We start from the raw sequence: 13,999 nt of genomic DNA, 5'->3' as shown, positions 1-13,999 counted from the left end.
GCCCGCGAAGGCGGCCTCGAACTATTACTCGGAAAGCGCGGCAATCAACTCCCGATTGAAAGCCGGAATATCATCCGGCTGCCGGCTGCTGATCAGGTTACCGTCCTTGACCACTTCCTTGTCGACCCAATTGGCCCCGGCATTCACCAGATCGTCCCTGAGCGTCTTGTAGCTGGTCATGGTCTTGCCGCTGACCAGTCCGGCAGACACCAGCAACCAGCCGCCATGGCAAATCACCGCGATAGGCTTGCCCGCCGAAGTGCCGGTCTTGACCAGATGCTGGGCGTCCTGGTCGATGCGGATGGTGTCGGAGTTCTGCACACCGCCCGGCAGCACAATGGCGTCGTAATGGTCGGCGCTGGCACCCTTGAACGTGCCGTCGACTTTGAAATCATCCGCGGGCTCGTCGTGATTCCAGCCTTTGACCTGGCCTTGCTCGGCCGACAGGATATCGACCTGAACGCCGGCGTCCTCCAGAGCCTGTTTCGGACCTGTGAGTTCAACCTGCTCGAAACCATCGGTTACCAGAATCGCGACACGCTTGCCGTTCAGGGAATTGGACATGATTACAGCTCCTGAGGTGGGTAAATGTTTGCCCGTGGGCATTACTCAGTCCGAAGCCGAGGCGTGGATGAAAGTTCCTCCGATGTGCCCGCTGGTGTGTCGGATCCAACTTCATAAAGGTTAGAATTGCCGCCTGTCCCAGAGCGTGTACTTATGTCCCAAGAGCTGACCACCGAACAGATTCAACAGACCCTGCAAGGCATTAGCGTGCCGGCCCAGCCGCAGATCATGGTGGATTTGCAAATGGAGCAGTACATGCCGGACCCGGACCTGGAGGTGATCGCCAAGCTGATCTCCCAGGATCCTGGCCTGTCCGGTTCACTGTTGAAGATCGTCAACTCGCCGTATTACGGCCTGAGCAACAAGATCGCCTCGATCCAGCGTGCGGTGAATCTGCTGGGTAGCCGTTCGGTCATCAACCTGATCAATGCGATGTCGATCAAGGGCGAGATGAACGACGACACCATCGTCACCTTGAACCGATTCTGGGACACCGCCCAGGACGTGGCGATGACCTGCCTGACCCTGGCCAAGCGCCTCGGCGGACAGGCGGGCGACGAAGCCTATGCCCTGGGGCTGTTTCACGATTGCGGTGTGCCGCTGATGCTGCAGCGTTTCCCCGACTACATGGGTGTGCTGGAGGAGGCTTACGCCAGCGCGAGTGCGGAATATCGGGTGGTCGATACGGAAAACAGCCGGTTCAACACCAACCACGCGGTGGTCGGCTACTACACGGCGAAGTCCTGGCGTCTGCCGGAGCATGTATCCCATGCGATCGCCAACCACCACAATGCCCTGGCGATCTTCAGCGATGACTCGTCGCGCAACAGTCAGTTGAAGAACCTGCTGGCGATCCTCAAGATGGCCGAACACATCTGCGCGTCGTATCGGGTGCTGGGCAATCAGAAAATCGACCATGAGTGGAACAGCATCAGTCACCTGGTGCTCGATTATGTCGGCCTCTCGGACTACGACTTCGAGACCCTCAAGCAAACCATTCGCGACCTCGGCAATCATCGCTGAGTGCTGATCCTTCTCTGACCCAGTCCTGATTCGAGTGCGCCATGCCTGAACTGCCAGAAGTTGAAACAACTCGCCGCGGGATCGCGCCACACCTTGAAGGCCAGCGCGTCAGCCGGGTGATTGTGCGTGATCGACGCCTGCGCTGGCCGATACCCGAAGACCTCGATGTGCGCTTGTCCGGGCAGCGCATCGTGCTGGTGGAGCGGCGCGCCAAGTACCTGCTGATCAATGCCGAAGTTGGCACCTTGATCAGCCACCTGGGCATGTCCGGCAACTTGCGCCTGGTGGAGGCCGGCACCCCGGCGGCCAAGCATGAGCACGTGGACATCGAGCTGGAATCAGGCCTGGCCCTGCGCTACACCGACCCGCGACGGTTCGGCGCCATGCTCTGGAGCCTTGACCCGCTCAATCACGAGCTGCTGGTACGCCTGGGGCCGGAACCGTTGACCGAGCTGTTCGACGGCGAGCGCCTGTTTCAACAGTCCCGTGGGCGATCCATGGCGGTCAAGCCGTTCATCATGGATAACGCAGTGGTGGTGGGGGTGGGCAATATCTATGCGACCGAGGCGCTGTTCGCCGCTGGAATCGACCCGCGCCGCGAGGCCAAGAGCATTTCCCGGGCGCGCTATCTGAAACTGGCCATCGAGATCAAGCGCATCCTGATCCACGCCATCGAGCGCGGCGGCACCACCTTGCGCGACTTTATCGGCGGTGACGGCCAGCCGGGTTATTTCCAGCAGGAATTGTTTGTCTACGGCCGTGGTGGCGAGCACTGCAAGGTCTGCGGAACCGGGTTGCGGGAAGTGAAGCTGGGGCAGCGTGCGAGTGTCTTTTGCCCTCGTTGTCAAAGTTGACTGGTCCTACGGGCTATAGTCTGTGTTCACTGCTCAGCCGAAGGACCGTGCCATGAATTCGTTTCGAACCCTAGTCGTCGTGTTGTTATTGAGCGTTGCAGCGCCAGTGCTGGCAGCCAGCAATGGCAGCGGCGACCCGCGCTACACCATCCAGAATCCCCCGGCCTACGCCATGATCGGCGACTTGCTGATCGCCCGACCCTTGCTGGTGGTGGCGACGGTGATCGGTGCCGGGGCGTTTGTAGTGTCGCTTCCCTTCACCGCGCTGGGCGGCGGCATTGGGGATGCGGGGCAGGCACTGGTGGTGGACCCGGCGCGGGCAGCGTTTGTGCGGTGCCTTGGGTGCATTGGGGAGGGGTTTGAGCAGCGGGAGTGAGGCCAGTTGCAACACTCCAGAAATCAGACCTTACCGGTAATCACCCGATACTTCGCCATCAACTGCTCTTCAGTTTCCGGATGTGCCTCATCCAGCGGAATGCAATCCACCGGGCACACTTGCTGGCACTGTGGCTCGTCGTAGTGGCCGACGCACTGCGTGCACAGGTTGGGGTCGATCACATAGATCTCTTCGCCTTGGGAGATGGCGGCGTTCGGGCATTCGGGCTCGCAGACGTCGCAGTTGATGCAATCGTCGGTGATGATCAGGGACATGCTAACTCCAGCCAGGGTGGAAGACCCGGGCGCTATAAACCAATGCGCGCAATTGTGCCGTATTGGCGCTGCAGGAGCCAGCTTGCTCGCGATGGACGGGAGAGCGCCAAGTTTATCCAGGCAGCCCGCGCGTCATCGTTAACGTTCATCGCCAGCAAGCTGGCTCCTGCAGCCTGCGTTATTTCTTGAAGCGCTCGGTCAGGGCATCCGCCACCGCAGGGTGCACGAATTTGGTGATATCGCCGCCCAGGGCCGCAATTTCACGGACCAGCGTCGAGGAGATGAACGAGTATCGCTCGGATGGAGTGAGAAACAGGCTTTCCACATCCGGTGCAAGCTGACGGTTCATGTTGGCCAGCTGAAATTCGTATTCGAAGTCCGACACTGCTCGCAATCCACGGAGAAAGACGTTGGCGTTTTTCTCTTTGGCGAAATGCGCCAGCAGCGTCGAGAAACCGACCACTTCCACGTTCGGCAGATGCTTGGTGACCTCGCGAGCCAGCTCCACCCGTTGTTCCAGGGGAAACAAGGGGTTTTTCTTCGGGCTGGCGGCGACGGCAATGATCACGTGATCGAACAGGCGCGAGGCGCGTTCGACCAGATCGCCATGGCCCTTGGTAATAGGGTCGAAGGTACCTGGGTACAACACTCGGTTCATCGCGTCGTCCTGGCGGGAGTCCGTTGGGGAGTCGGATGGTATCGCAGCATTCCCGGTCGGCCAAGTCGCCTGTTGGGTAAGAAAGCACTATAGACGATGGGAATAGTCCTCGTTTTCACGGATTTTTTAAACGGTCGGCGAGCGCGGTGGCCAGTTGCGCGGTCAGTCCGTACACCGATAATTGAGGGTTTGCACCAATGCTGGTGGGGAATAGCGAGCCATCATGGATCGACAGGTTGCTGATCTGGTGATGACGGCCGAGGCTGTCGGTCACGGCGTTTTTCGGCTCTTCGCCCATGGCGCAACCGCCCATCACATGGGCACTGCCCAAGCGGGTGCGGTAGAGCTCCAGGCTCAAACTGTCGATCAGCGTGCGCGCTTCGGCCAGGGTTTTGACGTGGCGAGCATCGGCATGCATCGGCATCACTGCATTGGCGCCACCGGCAAACTGGATTTCGGCCATGCTGTGGAACGCCCGGCGCAAGCCGTCCCAGGCATAGGCAGAAACCTGATAGTCGAGCACCGGGGTGTCGTCACCGCGTAATTCGACGCTGCCGCCGGGACTGTCCGGGTGAAAGCCGTCACGTAGCAGCGCCAACATGGCGTGGGTGTGCGGTAAATTCTCCATGTGTCGGGAATTCTCTTCGCCGAAGCCGCCCAGCAGCGTGGTGGCGAGCGCTGGGTGCAGCGGTGGTACTTCCAGTTTGTAGGACATCTTGCCGCTGGTACCGTCCTGCCACTGGAAGTGATCGGAGTAGATCGACTGCGGAGCGCCGTAGAACGGGTTGATCACCTCATCGAACAGGGCGGCGGACATGTTCACCAAATGCAGGAACGTGCGTTTGCCCAGGCGCTTGTGCGGATCGGGGGCCGCGGAGCGCAGCAGCAGCGCCGGGCTGTTGATTGCGCCGCCGGCCAGTACGTAATGTCGCGCCTTGACCGTGATCGTCCTTCCCGTGGGCGCAACGCAGCGCTCATCCATCGCGACACAGCTCAGGCCGATGACCTTGTCGTCCTTGATCGAGAGCTTTTCAGCGCGAGCCAGATAGAGCAATTCACCGCCTTTTTCCAGGGTGGCGGGAATGGTCGTCACCAGCATTGACTGCTTGGCATTGGTCGGACAGCCCATGCCGCAGTAACCCAGGTTCCAGCAGCCCCGAACGTTGCGCGGAATCACGTGCCAGCTGTAGCCCAGTTTTTCGCAGCCTTTGCGGATGACGTCGTTATTGGCGTTGGGCGGTACCATCCAGGGGGCGACCCCGAGCCGCTGCTCCATTTTCTCGAACCACGGCGCCATGTCGGCAGGGCTGTGGCCTTTTACGTCATGTTCCCGGGCCCAGTGTTCGAGCGTCGGGGGCGGGGTGCGAAAGCTCGATGTCCAGTTGATCAGCGTGGTGCCGCCCACCGCGCGCCCTTGCAGGATGGTGATGGCGCCGTCCTTGCTCATGCGGCCGATACCTTCCTGATAGAGGCTGGTGTAGGCCTGGTCTTCGAGCATCTTGAAGTCGCTGCTGGTCTTGAGGGGACCTTCTTCGATCAGCAACACCTTGAATCCGGCGGCGCTGAGGATTTCTGCCGTGGTGCCGCCGCCGGCGCCGCTGCCGATGATTGCCACGTCGGCTTCCAGGGTCAGGTCCTCGGTCAGTTGCGAACCGTTGTAGGTTTTCCAGCCGCGGGCCAGGCCTTCACGGAACGGATCAGGTACGGGCATGTTCGGGTTCTCGTTATTGTTTTGGTTTTGTGGTGAGGCTACCGACGCCATCGCGAGCAGGCTCGCTCCCACAGGGCGTACGCGATAAAGTTGGGAGTGAGCCTGCTCGCGATGGCATTCCCCCGGTCTCAGACAGCAGGCGGCCCCGGATACCCGCAATGTGCCCACGACTCCTGCCGGCTATACCAAGCCATCATCACCAGCTGCAGCAGTGAGCTATGGCCCATGCGCAGCAGGCTTAACGAACTGTTTTCCCAGCGATCAAGGAACTGCCGGACTTCATCGGCGCTGGCATTCTCCCAACTGCCCCAAACGCCGGTCAGCGGGCCGCGAGTGACGGTCAAGCCGAGCACGTCGAACAACTGCTGGGTCAGCTTGAGCATTTGCGGCGAGAGGTGATTGAGGCCGTTGTCCAGATTTTTCAGGGTGCTATCGACGGCTTGCGGCATTTGCTCGGTAGCCACCGCGCCTTCGAGCATCACTGGAATCAGTGCTCGCAAAAACATCAGGTCCCCTCGGCGCAGGATTGCGAAACCGCTGGCCGGCGTGCTTGAGGAGCAGCCGCTGAGGCTTGCGCCCAAACCGGCCGTGGCAAGGAAAGCCGTGGCGCCCAGGCTGAATTTCAGCAGGCCGCGACGTGATAGCGCGGGTGTATCGGACAGGCTGGGATTCATTATTGTTATTACCCGGCGATGATGTTTAGCGGATGAACAGCTTCTGGATGAGCTTCTGGATGGCCTTGCCATAAGGCGGATAGATCAGCTTCGCCGCATTGAAGCGCTGCTTGATCAAAACGCCCTTGGCTTTGCTGAACGTCAGAAAACCCTCGTGGCCGTGGTAATGGCCCATGCCGGATGCGCCGATGCCGCCAAACGGCATGTCGTCCTGTGCGACGTGCAGCAGGGTGTCATTGAGGCAGACACCGCCGGAGTGGGTTTCATGGAGAACGCGCTGCTGTTCGCCCTTGTTGTAGCCGAAGTAATACAGGGCGAGCGGACGGGGGCGCTGGTTGATGTAGGCAAATGCTTGCGCCAGGTCCGTATAGGGCACGATCGGCAGCAACGGGCCGAAGATTTCGTCCTGCATCACGGTCATGTCATCGCTGACGTTGAGCAGCAGGCTATGGCTCATGCGGCGTCCCTGACCCTGCTCGAACAGCGGTATCAGCAGCGCGCCCTTGCTGGTAGCGTCGCTGATGTAGCCGTTGAGGCGCGCCAGTTGGCGGTCATTGATGATGGCGGTGTAGTCCGGGTTGTCCGCCAGTGTCGGATAAAACCCGCGAACGGCCTGGCGATAGGCTTCAACGAAGCCACCGACCCGGTCGTGCGGCACCAGCACGTAGTCGGGGGCCACGCAGGTTTGCCCGGCGTTTAGCGTCTTGCCAAAGGCGATGCGCTCGGCGGCGTCTCTGAGCGGCACATCGTGGGACACGATCGCGGGGGATTTTCCGCCCAGTTCCAGGGTGACCGGCGTCAGGTTCTCCGCTGCCGCGCGCATCACGTGCTTGCCGATACTGGTGGCGCCGGTGAACAGCAGATGGTCAAAACGCAGCCGGGAAAATGCTACGCCAACATCAGCTTCACCGAGCACGACGCAGACCAGATCCTGGGGGAAAATCCGTCCCAGCAGTTCCTTTAGCAGCAATCCGGTGGCTGGCGTGGATTCGCTGAGTTTGAGCATCACCCGGTTACCCGCCGACAACGCGCCAACCAGAGGCCCAATGGCCAGGTACAGCGGATAGTTCCACGGCACGATCACGCCGACCACGCCCAAGGGCTGGTACACGACTTTGGCTGAAGCAGGCTGGAACGCAACTCCGACTTTGCGTCGCGAGGGCTTCATCCAGCCTTTCAGGTGCTGGCTCGCGTAATGGATGCCATGCAGGCTGGGCATCAGTTCAGCGAGCAGGGTTTCATCGGCGCTGCGGTGGCTGAAATCCTGGCTGATAGCGTCGATCAGGGCCTGGCGCTCAGTGCTGAGCAAATCCCTTAACGCTTTGAGCCATTGCTGACGCTGAGCTGCAGGAGGCATAGGGTTGGCAGCGTACGCAGCGCGTTGAGCTTCAAACAGGCTGCGTAGTTCTTCCAACGGCTGCTGCAGGTTTTGCAGGTAGGCGACGTCAGCGGTCATGATCAGCTCCGGATTTTTATTTTACTGGATAACTTTCTAGAGTTTATGCTCTATAAAGTCAACTGACATCCTGGTGCAGCTTTGTTTTATCCGGTTGCGGATAGGCCGTAAGATGCTCTCCATCGCATTCCTGAATTAAAGCTCAAGCCATGGCCCCTCGAATAAAAACCAGCGAGCGCATCGTGCAGAACAGCCTCGAGCTGTTTAACCAGCAAGGCGAACGCAGCATTAGCACTAACCACATTGCTGCCCATATGGAGATTTCTCCGGGCAACCTCTACTACCACTTCCCTAACAAGCAGGCGATCATCGCCGTGCTCTTCAGTGAGTACGAAAGCCTGGTGGACAGCTTCCTGCGTCCACCCCAGGGCCGCGCTTCCACGGTGGAGGACAAGCGTTTCTACCTTAAGGAACTGCTGGCAGCCATGTGGCGGTATCGCTTCCTGCATCGTGACCTCGAGCACCTGCTCGACAGCGATCCGGAGTTGGCCGGGCGCTACCGACGCTTTTCCCAGCGCTGCCTGATCCATGGCACGCACATCTACGCCGGCTTCGTCGAGGCCGGGATCCTGCGCATGGATAAGGTGCAGATCGAGTCCCTGACCCTCAACGCCTGGATTATCCTGACCTCCTGGGTGCGTTTTCTCTGCACGACGCGGGAAAATTCCAATCACTTGAGTGAGCAAGCCGTCAAGCGTGGGGTGTATCAGGTGCTGGTGCTGGAGGCGGGCTTCGTCACGGATCAGGCGCGTGATGAGGTCAATGCGCTGTACGAAGAATTTTATGTGCCGCTGGGTCAGGCGCTCGAAGAAGCGCATGAGGAATCACAACCGCTTTAATCACAGGAGCCCGTTATGCCTATTGCGCAGTTGATCAGCCCGCACGCGTTGGACCTGAAGAAGGAGCAGCCGGGGCTGGTGATCCTGGATTGTCGTTTTGCCCTGGAGGATCCGGACTACGGCCAGCGCAGTTACTCGGAGGGCCATATCGCCGGGTCGAGTTTTGCCGACCTGGAGCGGGATTTGAGCGGGGCTGTCGTCAAGGGCGTGACCGGTCGACATCCATTGCCAAACCCCGAAGACCTGATTGAACGCCTGCAGGCATGGGGCATCAATGCCGACAGTGAAGTGGTTCTGTATGACGACGGTCCTGGTGCGTTCGCGGCGCGGGCCTGGTGGTTGCTGGCCTGGCTGGGCAAGCGTGATGGCGTGTTCATCCTTGATGGCGGACTCAAGGCCTGGCATGCCGCCGGCCTGCCACTGAGCCTGGATGCACCCGGTAAAGAGCGGGGCACCTTCACCGGTGAGCCGGACGCCTCGTTGGTGCTGAGCTGCGAACAATTGCAGCAGCGTCTCGACCAGCCGGCCATGACTTTGCTCGATGCTCGTGCCCTGGCTCGTTTCAAGGGCGAAGTGGAGCCGATCGATCCGGTGGCGGGGCATATTCCCGGGGCGCAATGCGCAGCATTCACCGATAACCTGGGCGGCGACGGGCGATTCTTGCCGGCCGATCAGCTAAAGCAGCGCTTTGCGGCGAAACTGGCAGACCGTTCGCCGACGGAGCTGGTGGCCTATTGCGGCTCCGGGGTGACGGCGTGCCATAACCTGTTCGCCCTGTGCCTGGCGGGTTATCCGTTGGGAGCTTTGTATGCGGGGTCTTGGAGCGAATGGATCAACGATCCTGCGCGAGGCGTCGCCAAAGGCGAATAATCCTGTACCTGCAGGAGCGAGCTTGCTCGCGATGGAGATGAACGATAACGCGGGAAATCAGGCACCCCGCGGCGCTCTCGGGTTTCTCGCGAGCAAGCTCGCTCCTACAGGGGGTTTGCCAGCCACGCTGGGATGCGCCGCTCCAGGTAGTATCCCGGTTGCCTGATCGAACCCTCGACAAACCCGACATGCCCACCTGCGGCGTGCAATTCGAACTGGATGCACGGGGATAACTCGTCGGCTCGGGGCAGGCTGTGCGGGAATACAAACGGATCGTCTGCCGCCTGGATCATCAGCGTTGGCGTTTGGATCTGCCCGAGGAAATAACGGCTCGACGCTCGGCGATAGTAATCTTCGGCATCGGCATACCCGTGCAGTGGAGCGGTCACCCGGCCATCGAAGTCCCAGAAAGTGCGCATGTTCTCCAGAGAGCCCAAGGCCGCCAGGGACGCCAGCCCATCTTCGCGCCCGTCATGCTGGAACTGGCGTTGTTTGTTCTTGATGTAGGCCAGCATTTCGCGCATGAAATGCGCCTGATAGACCCTTGAAAAACCCTGGCCGATGCGATCTGCACATTGATCCAGGCGAAAGGGCACCGATACCGCCACCGCACCCTGCAAGCCACTGTCACGGCCACTTTCACCCAGGTATTTGAGCAACACATTACCGCCCAGGGAATAACCGACTGCGTACAACGGAGCGAGTGGCCGCCTGGCGCGCAGGTGCTTGAGGGTTTCGGCCAGGTCATCGCTGGCGCCGGAATGGTAACTGCGCGGCAACAGGTTCGGTTCCCCCGAGCAGCCGCGCCAGTTCAGTGCAACGCTGGCCCAGCCCTGGGCCGCCAGCGCCTTTTGCACGCCCGCGACATAAGGTGAATTGGAAGAGCCGGTCAGCCCGTGCAGGACCAGCACCAGCGGGGTGTCGGCGCCATGCGGGCCATGCCAGTCGAGGTCAAGAAAGTCACCATCCTCAAGCCACAGGCGCTCGCGCTCGCGTCCAATGTGGGTGGTTTTACGCCACAGCGGTCCCCACAATGTTTGCAAGTGCGGGTTACCAAGGCCGAAGGCGGGGCTGAAGCGTTCTGACGGAGGGTGCACGATTACTCTCGAGGCGGCGGTGCCTGCTTCCATTGAGGCAGGCACCTTTTCAGGCGGGTCGATTAACCGGCGATCTGTGCCATACGTTGCCACAACGCGTAGTACACCCGCCCGGATTTCTGCTCCCGATGCAGGCGCCAGTTGCCTGGCAAGCCAAGGCTGGATGGCGCGTTTTCGCTCTCGGTGTAGATCCAGGCCTCGTCGGCCAGCCACTGGCGCTCCTCAAGCAGGGTGCACACGGTTGGCAACAGGTTCTGGTTGAACGGCGGGTCGAGGAATACCAGGTCGTAGGCCACGGCGGCCTGGGTTTCCAGGTAACGCAATGCGTCGGCCGTCTGGATTTGCCCGGTGGTGCAACGCAGCGTACCCAGGTGCTCCTTGATGCTCGACACGGCAATGTTACTGGCGTCGAGCGCCTGGCCCAGGGCGGCGCCTCGGGACAGTGCCTCGAGGAACAGCGCGCCACTGCCGGCGAAGGGGTCGAACACTTTCGCCCCGGCGACATAAGGCGCGAGCCAGTTGAACAGGGTTTCACGCACCCGGTCCGGCGTCGGGCGCAAGCCTGGTGCGTCGGGGAAGCTCAGCTTTCGGCTGCCCCATTCGCCGCCGATGATGCGCAATTGGTTCACGCCGTTATGCACGTTGTGAACAGGTTTTTTAGGGCGAGAACTGGCCATTAATGCTCCGGAACCCCGAGCGGTTGCTCGGCAGGTTTATCAGTAGGGGCCGGTAACGGCTTTTGCGGCACGGTCGGGCCAGCGCTGACGATGACCATTTTGTCCGTGCTCAGGTGTTTGTTCAATGCAGCCTTGACCTGCTCGACGGTCAGGCTTTGCGACTGACGCATGAAATCGTCCAGGTAACTCAGCGGAAGGTTGTAGAACCCCATGGCGCCCAGTTGGCCGACTATGTCGGCGTTACTGGCCGTCGACAGCGGGAAGCTGCCGGCCAGTTCGCGCTTGGCGTCGTCGAGTTCTTTCTGGGTTGGGCCGGTCTTGAGGTAGTCGGCGAGGACGTCCTGCACCAGTTTCAAGGTCCCTTCGCTCATTTCGGCGCGGGTCTGCAGGTTGATCATGAATGGGCCGCGCGCCTGCATGGGCGTGAAGCCGGAGTAGACACCGTAAGCCAGGCCGCGTTTCTCCCGGACTTCGGTCATCAGCCGAGTACCAAAACCGCCACCGCCGAGAATCTGGTTGCCCATGGACAATGCGGCGTAGTCCGGATCTTCACGGTCGATGCCCAGTTGCGCGAGCATCAGGTTGGTCTGCTTGGAAGGGAACTCGATGTGCCCGATGCTGGCCTGGGGCTCTGCCGGTTGCGCAATTTTCGCCAGTGCCGGGCCTTTTGGCAGGGCGCTGGACACTTGTGCGGCAATGGCCTCGGCATCGGCGCGAGACAGGTCTCCGACCAGGGCAATGACCACGTTGCCAGCGGCATAGGCTTTCTCATGGAAGGCCTTAAGTTGCGCCAGGGTAATTGCAGGAACGGTTTTCGCCGTGCCATCGCTCGAGTGGGCGTAGGGGTGGTCGCCGTAAAGACGGGTCATCAGCTCCAGGCCTGCGAGTTTGCCAGGGTTCTGCTTCTGGTATTCGAAGCCGGCGAGCATCTGGTTCTTGATGCGCGCAAAGGAGTCAGCCGGAAAGCTCGGTTTGCCCACTACTTCGGAAAACAGCTCCAGGGCCGGCGCGCGTTTATCTGCGGCGCTGAGGCTGCGCAGCGAGGCGAGCGCCATGTCCTTGAATGCACCATTGCCAAAATCGGCGCCCAGGCCTTCAAAACCCTGGGCGATAGCGCCGACGTCCTTGCCTGCAACGCCTTCGTTGAGCATGGCATTGGTCAGCAGGGCGAGGCCTGGCGCGTCGCCGTCCTGGCTGCTGCCGGCGGCGAAAATCAGGCGCAGGTCGAACATCGGCAGCTCGCGAGCCTCAACGAACAGCACTTTGGCGCCTTCGGCGGTGTTCCAGGTCTGCACATCCAGGGAGCGGTGGCTCGGCGCCTTGCCATCGAGTTCGGCCAGGGATTGCAGCTTCTGGCTGGACTTGGCCTTGTCGAGGGCCTCGCTGGCTGTCGAGTCGTCGGGCCGCAGCAAGTAGACGGTCGCGGAGCCGATCAGCGCGACAACGACGAGGCCGATCAGCGCCAGGCGCGGTTTTTTACGCTCACTCATGAGTCGTCTCCTGTGGCAGTACGTGGGCGACGCTGAGACGTTCGCGGGTGAAATACAGCTTGGCGGCCTTCTGGATGTCTTGCGGGGTCACGCTTTCCAGGTCGGCGAGTTCGGTGTCCATCAGTTTCCACGACAGACCTACCGTTTCCAGTTGGCCAATGGAGGTGGCCTGGCTGGTAATCGAGTCGCGCTCGTAGACCAGGCCGGCGATGACCTGTGCGCGCACCCGCTCCAGCTCTTCAGTGGCAGGTGCGGTGGTTTTCAACTGGTCGAGCAGTTTCCACAAGCCGGCCTCGGCCTGGGCGATGGTTTTGTTTTTCTGGGTGTTGGGGGTCGCCGACAAGGTGAACAGGCTGTCGCCACGGGTGTAGGCGTCATAGCTCGACGAACCGCCGGACACCAGTTCTTCACCGCGTTCCAGTTGGGTCGGGATGCGGCCGCTGTAGCCGCCGTCCAGCAGGGCCGAGATCAGGCGCAGCGCGTTGACCGAGCGCTTGTCTTCAGCCGTGGCGATGCTCGGCACATTGAAGCCCAGCATCAGGCTCGGTAATTGGGTCTGCACGTGCAGGGTGATCTTCCTTTCACCGGGCTCGGCCAGTTCCAGAGGCTGCTTGGCTGACGGCACGTCACGCTTGGGGATCGGGCCGAAATAGCGCTGGGCCAGGGTCTTGACCTCGTCTGGAGTGACGTCGCCGACCACCACCAGGGTGGCATTGTTCGGCACGTACCAGGATTGGTACCAATGGCGCAGCTCCTCGACCTTCATGCGGTCCAGGTCGGCCATCCAGCCGATGGTCGGCGTGTGGTAGCCGCTGGCCGGGTAGGCCATGGCCTTGAAGCGCTCATAGGCCTTGGACATGGGCTTGTCATCAGTGCGCAAGCGGCGCTCTTCCTTGATGACTTCGATTTCACGGGCGAACTCGTCGGGTGGCAGGCGCAGGCTGGCCATGCGGTCGGCTTCAAGCTCGAAGGCGACGCCGAGGCGATCACGGGCCAGCACCTGGTAATAGGCCGTGAAATCGTCGCTGGTGAATGCGTTCTCTTCAGCGCCCAGGTCGCGCAGGATCAGCGAGGCTTCACCGGGGCCGATTTTTTCGCTGCCCTTGAACATCATGTGTTCCAGTGCATGAGACAAGCCAGTCTGGCCTGGTGTCTCGTAGCTGGAGCCGACCTTGTACCAGACCTGGGAAACGACCACCGGCGCTCGATGGTCTTCGCGCACTACGACCTTGAGGCCGTTGTCCAGGGTGAATTCGTGGGTGGGTTGGGGATCGGCAGCCAAGGCTGAGAGTGGCAGACAAACTGTGCTGAGCAGCAGGCCTGCAGCGCGGCGGGCAAGAGCATTCATTCGTTTTTAAACCTGTTGGGCGGCCCGCTTGGTCTTAGCGTCGGCGGGCGAGAGGGTGCTAGGATACTGATCCGTTTTAGCGGCGGC

Annotated in this window: 15 protein-coding genes; 5 read left to right on the top strand and 10 right to left on the bottom strand. The window is 60.9% G+C overall.

Features of this window, described 5'->3' with window-relative positions; all coding sequences use genetic code 11:
* Positions 1-24 precede the first annotated feature (24 nt).
* A complete protein-coding gene (locus tag HYI44_RS04110; protein WP_122841124.1) occupies positions 25-564 on the bottom strand; it encodes a type 1 glutamine amidotransferase domain-containing protein in 540 nt (179 codons plus the stop codon).
* Positions 565-771: 207 nt separating this feature from the next.
* On the opposite strand from HYI44_RS04110, the gene HYI44_RS04105 reads away from it, so the two are divergent.
* From HYI44_RS04105 to HYI44_RS04095, 3 genes are read left to right on the top strand one after another with little or no spacing between them, the layout of a single operon-like run.
* A complete protein-coding gene (locus tag HYI44_RS04105; RefSeq protein WP_205940129.1) occupies positions 772-1,587 on the top strand; it encodes an HDOD domain-containing protein in 816 nt (271 codons plus the stop codon).
* A gap of 41 nt (positions 1,588-1,628) precedes the next feature.
* Entirely contained in the window at positions 1,629-2,441 is an 813-nt protein-coding gene (gene mutM, locus HYI44_RS04100) for a bifunctional DNA-formamidopyrimidine glycosylase/DNA-(apurinic or apyrimidinic site) lyase (protein ID WP_045059799.1), read from the top strand.
* Positions 2,442-2,493: 52 nt separating this feature from the next.
* Positions 2,494-2,817: a hypothetical protein gene (locus HYI44_RS04095; RefSeq protein ID WP_045059800.1), complete on the top strand. Its 324-nt coding sequence runs from the start codon at positions 2,494-2,496 to the stop codon at positions 2,815-2,817.
* Positions 2,818-2,840: 23 nt separating this feature from the next.
* On the opposite strand, the gene HYI44_RS04090 is transcribed toward HYI44_RS04095, so the two are convergent.
* The 5 genes from HYI44_RS04090 to HYI44_RS04070 all read right to left on the bottom strand — a co-directional run bounded on the left by HYI44_RS04090 (position 2,841) and on the right by HYI44_RS04070 (position 7,591).
* Positions 2,841-3,092 carry a YfhL family 4Fe-4S dicluster ferredoxin gene (locus tag HYI44_RS04090; RefSeq protein WP_028621174.1) on the bottom strand — a complete coding sequence of 84 codons (252 nt, stop codon included), beginning with the start codon at positions 3,090-3,092 and terminating at the stop codon, positions 2,841-2,843.
* A 178-nt stretch (positions 3,093-3,270) separates the two neighbouring features.
* On the bottom strand, positions 3,271-3,750 hold the full coding sequence (coaD, locus tag HYI44_RS04085) for a pantetheine-phosphate adenylyltransferase (RefSeq protein WP_045059801.1): 480 nt from the start codon (positions 3,748-3,750) through the stop codon (positions 3,271-3,273).
* 115 nt (positions 3,751-3,865) lie between these two features.
* Positions 3,866-5,461 carry a GMC family oxidoreductase gene (locus HYI44_RS04080; RefSeq protein WP_225568841.1) on the bottom strand — a complete coding sequence of 532 codons (1,596 nt, stop codon included), beginning with the start codon at positions 5,459-5,461 and terminating at the stop codon, positions 3,866-3,868.
* A gap of 128 nt (positions 5,462-5,589) precedes the next feature.
* Complete coding sequence (locus tag HYI44_RS04075) at positions 5,590-6,135, bottom strand: twin-arginine translocation pathway signal protein (RefSeq protein WP_122841127.1); 546 nt, start codon at positions 6,133-6,135, stop codon at positions 5,590-5,592.
* A gap of 25 nt (positions 6,136-6,160) precedes the next feature.
* The gene (locus HYI44_RS04070) at positions 6,161-7,591 is read right to left on the bottom strand and encodes a coniferyl aldehyde dehydrogenase (protein WP_122841128.1); all 1,431 of its coding nucleotides are present in this window, start codon (positions 7,589-7,591) and stop codon (positions 6,161-6,163) included.
* Positions 7,592-7,740: 149 nt separating this feature from the next.
* Between HYI44_RS04070 and HYI44_RS04065 the strand changes: the two genes are divergently transcribed.
* Both HYI44_RS04065 and HYI44_RS04060 read left to right on the top strand, forming a co-directional pair.
* A complete protein-coding gene (locus HYI44_RS04065; RefSeq protein ID WP_225568840.1) occupies positions 7,741-8,430 on the top strand; it encodes a TetR/AcrR family transcriptional regulator in 690 nt (229 codons plus the stop codon).
* A 15-nt stretch (positions 8,431-8,445) separates the two neighbouring features.
* Positions 8,446-9,300, top strand: coding sequence for a sulfurtransferase (locus tag HYI44_RS04060; RefSeq protein ID WP_225568839.1), 855 nt, complete (start codon positions 8,446-8,448; stop codon positions 9,298-9,300).
* A gap of 104 nt (positions 9,301-9,404) precedes the next feature.
* Here the strand turns inward: HYI44_RS04060 and HYI44_RS04055 are convergent, their stop codons facing one another.
* Genes HYI44_RS04055 through HYI44_RS04040 form a run of 4 tightly spaced genes read right to left on the bottom strand, consistent with a single transcriptional unit; the run spans position 9,405 to position 13,912 of the window.
* Entirely contained in the window at positions 9,405-10,430 is a 1,026-nt protein-coding gene (locus HYI44_RS04055) for a hydrolase (protein ID WP_263868212.1), read from the bottom strand.
* 29 nt (positions 10,431-10,459) lie between these two features.
* Positions 10,460-11,074 (bottom strand): 16S rRNA (guanine(966)-N(2))-methyltransferase RsmD, encoded by a 615-nt coding sequence (gene rsmD / locus HYI44_RS04050; RefSeq protein ID WP_122841131.1) that lies wholly within the window; start codon positions 11,072-11,074, stop codon positions 10,460-10,462.
* Positions 11,074-12,564 (bottom strand): M16 family metallopeptidase, encoded by a 1,491-nt coding sequence (locus HYI44_RS04045; RefSeq protein WP_225568838.1) that lies wholly within the window; start codon positions 12,562-12,564, stop codon positions 11,074-11,076. Before HYI44_RS04045 ends, rsmD begins: the two co-directional genes overlap by 1 nt.
* Positions 12,557-13,912 carry a M16 family metallopeptidase gene (locus HYI44_RS04040; protein ID WP_045059810.1) on the bottom strand — a complete coding sequence of 452 codons (1,356 nt, stop codon included), beginning with the start codon at positions 13,910-13,912 and terminating at the stop codon, positions 12,557-12,559. The genes HYI44_RS04045 and HYI44_RS04040 overlap by 8 nt, the downstream gene beginning before the upstream one ends.
* Positions 13,913-13,999 lie beyond the last annotated feature (87 nt).

The organism is Pseudomonas sp. Y24-6 (genome assembly GCF_020295325.1).
Taxonomy (GTDB): Bacteria; Pseudomonadota; Gammaproteobacteria; order Pseudomonadales; family Pseudomonadaceae; genus Aquipseudomonas; species Aquipseudomonas gregormendelii.
Note: the sequence above shows the minus strand (reverse complement) of the source record. Positions and strands in the feature narration are given on the sequence as shown.